This is a genomic window from Flavobacterium sp. (genome assembly GCF_049318185.1).
Lineage (GTDB): Bacteria > Bacteroidota > Bacteroidia > Flavobacteriales > Flavobacteriaceae > Flavobacterium.
Genome location: NZ_JBMOGV010000175.1, coordinates 1 through 3116 on the forward strand (window position 1 = coordinate 1; position 3116 = coordinate 3116).

Annotated in this window: 2 protein-coding genes; both read right to left on the reverse strand. The window is 33.5% G+C overall.

The features are described from left to right. Positions 1-580: 580 nt before the first annotated feature. Complete coding sequence (locus ACOYLT_RS11070) at positions 581-2128, reverse strand: Fic family protein (protein ID WP_422853906.1); 1548 nt, start codon at positions 2126-2128, stop codon at positions 581-583. Between the two features lie 356 nt (positions 2129-2484). Further along, the coding region (locus tag ACOYLT_RS11075; RefSeq protein WP_422853907.1) for a type II toxin-antitoxin system HipA family toxin at positions 2485-3116 on the reverse strand (632 nt) is incomplete at its 5' end.

Consider the following 3116-nt stretch of genomic DNA (forward strand, 5'->3'; position numbering starts at 1 on the left):
TGCATTCTATAAAAAACACATCCGTTAGTCTGTGAATCAGGGGGGCATTCCAGCCTATTGGAATATTATTTTACAAAAACTGAAAGTACTCGAAGAAAAGTAAACAACCAACCTATTGATTATTACAGCTTAACTAATTCAAAACGGTAATGAATATGGAAAAGAATGAACTACAATATTTCTCCTGCCCATAACCTATCTAAAAATATCTTCCAGGGCATTACTTACATATATCCCATTTTTAGTTTGTCACTTACAAAAATCATGTATTCTGTAAGTACGGCTTACAAAATACATGATAAATATTATCTATCACTTTGAAAGTACCATTAGAATGTAAAAAAGCGCGTAATTTGAACCTACCGAAAAAATGTCGCAAAAAATGTCGCAAATCAAATTAATTTTGCAAAAAATGTCGTGAAAAGGGAAATCAGAATCGATACACTACAGAGAGGGACCCATTAAAATTCAGGAAATCGTAGCCATTTTGAAAATATCCAAATCGGGGAATACGTACCATTGGTAGTTGAGGGAGCGAGTGAGGATAAACTTCTCCAATTAGTCATGCCTATTTTAAAAATTAAATATTAGCAACCGGTTTTCCTTTCATGCCTTCATTAACCAAATGACTTACAAATTCAACAAAAGGCAAAATATTTAAGTCCACACTAGCTTCTTCTAATGATTTCATATACTCATTTCTTTGTTGTACCGGAATCACAGTCCATGGATAACCTCCTGACGCAAGCATTAAATTCATGATGAATCTTCCCATTCTACCATTCCCATCCATATAAGGATGAATAAATACAAAAATAAAATGACCTAATACAGCTTTTACTGATGCTTCGCTTTCTTGGACTAATAATTCCATCAACACAGGCATAGCATCTCTAACTGCTTCACTGTTTAAAGGAATATGCTTTGAGTTTGTGATGTACACCTGATGATTTCTATAGCCAGCTAAATCGGCAGGTTTTAACAAACCTGAAACAACACTTGGACCAAACAATGCACGATACCAATCTCCATGATCATTATCTAAAACCTCTCCTGCATTCTCTCCGTTGAATACTTTACGGATACTTTGTTCTACCATTTGAAAAGCATCCCAGTAACCTTTAGCTGCCATTGCATCTCTTTGTTTACTATCTGCATCATTATCCTTCGCATTCCAACTTCCGTTTCTTACCCGTTCAATTAACGCAGGTGTTACATGATATCGTTCAATTGATAAAGAGTGATATGCATCTGTTACATAAATCTCTTTAACGCTGTTAATAAATTTATCTTTGTTTTTTGGCACACCCGGGGCAGGAGGAAATGTATCAATTATAATTTTTCTAAAATTAGACCACATTATTTTTATACGATTTTCATATGGCGATGCGTCTTTTGAAGAAAAAGATATATTTAAATTATCAGTAAACGGATCTAACTCACGAACATCATAACCAGCAGCTTGCATTGTTTTAATGATGTCATCGGCAATCTTACTTTTTTTAATATTTCTAAAAGCACCGGCAAGTCTGCCGGCTATGATAGATTGCCCCCCACTTAATAAAATGTTTAAAATATCAGCCGATGATTTTACAAGCGATAATGCTGTTCGAACATCGGTAGCATTTTGTGTATAGGTATGTAAAGATGCATTCACTAAAGCATTTGACAAACTCAACACTCTTAATCCATCCAATACTTCTACTTCAGATTTAAGTGGCAATTTTGACTTCATATGAAATAAAGAAGTGTCAAATCGTAAATCGGTCTTGAAGTTATTAGCTTCAGGTGATTTAATAATTAATTGCTTGGGGACTGTCCAATTGCCAGCATGAATCATTAATGATTGCTCAGCAGACATACACCACTGATACTTGTATTTATCATTCAAATACTGAGCACAAAATTTCCAATAAGAACTATACCATGAAGTACTATCCCCTTGTCTATTTTCTGGCGATGAAATGATATACCACCCAGCATATACCTCACTTATGAAACCATTCTTCAAAAGCCTTTCCTTATGTGTTCGAGTTAACTCACTACTTTTTATAGCAATATTACCTTTGTCTTGTAGGCCTTTTAATAACTCAAGGGATGCTGCTAGTTTTTCGGAAGGAGTTGCCATGGTACACTTTTAATATTATAATCTCTTGTTGTAGCAAAATTATAATATAGCGTCTTACTAAAATTATAATATTATGATAATACTGGCAAATAAACCTTTTCCGATATTCCATAATCGACCTTGAACATGTTACTATATTCATTTTACATATTAACAATAGACTACATTACAAAATATGTAATGATTAGTTTACATTTAAAATTTGTCGAAAAACATAGCTATTTGTATTAAATTATTACTTAATACAAATAGCTATTCAATTTACAAAAGAGGATTTCATCATTTTCTCCTCCGAAGAAACTGTGCAAGATTATGGGAAGGATAAAATAATTAAAACTTTATAAAATCTATTTTTGCTATTCATTTTTCAGCTTCTTTAATCTCATTTGGTAGGTTTGTAAATAACTTCTTTGAATTCGCTCTTTTAGAAATGAGGCATCTATTAGTATCTTTACTTGATCTAATTTTGAAACCATCAATGCCAATATAGCATTCATTTGTTTCTCCGGGATTCCTGCACAATTAGCCAGCAATTGAAATTGTTTTGCAACATTCCCTCGTCTCATGCTCGCCGGGAGTAAACCTTCATTTAAAGCAAAGTTTTTATCTTCAATATGAATGCGACTGTTTAAAAGATCGTACGCTGGACTCAATTTGAAATCACCCAGTGGTGTTTCAATAATTGAAAAGTTCTTCAAATGAGCATCTCCATTTGAAAACAAATAATTGAATATCAATAATTTAAATAATTTGAGCGATTCAACTTTGTAGCTTGGCAATTTTTCACGCATGAGTTCAAACATATCCCAATAACTACCTAGGTATTTATAATCTGTTCCATGGGTTTGTGGACTCATCCCAGCAAGAGATGCAAAATCCTCTTGGGCCAGTTTGAGACCACCGGATACTAAGTCGAAACGCTTAGTAATGTATGCTGGGTCACCATTTCCAAAAAAAATTAATGCATTCTCAGCTGTTTCAATACCAA

What these genes read in the sequence shown, in the direction of transcription:
- ACOYLT_RS11070 (WP_422853906.1), bottom strand. Translation starts at nt 2,128, where the DNA reads ATGGCAACTCCTTCCGAAAAACTAGCAGCATCCCTTGAGTTATTAAAA.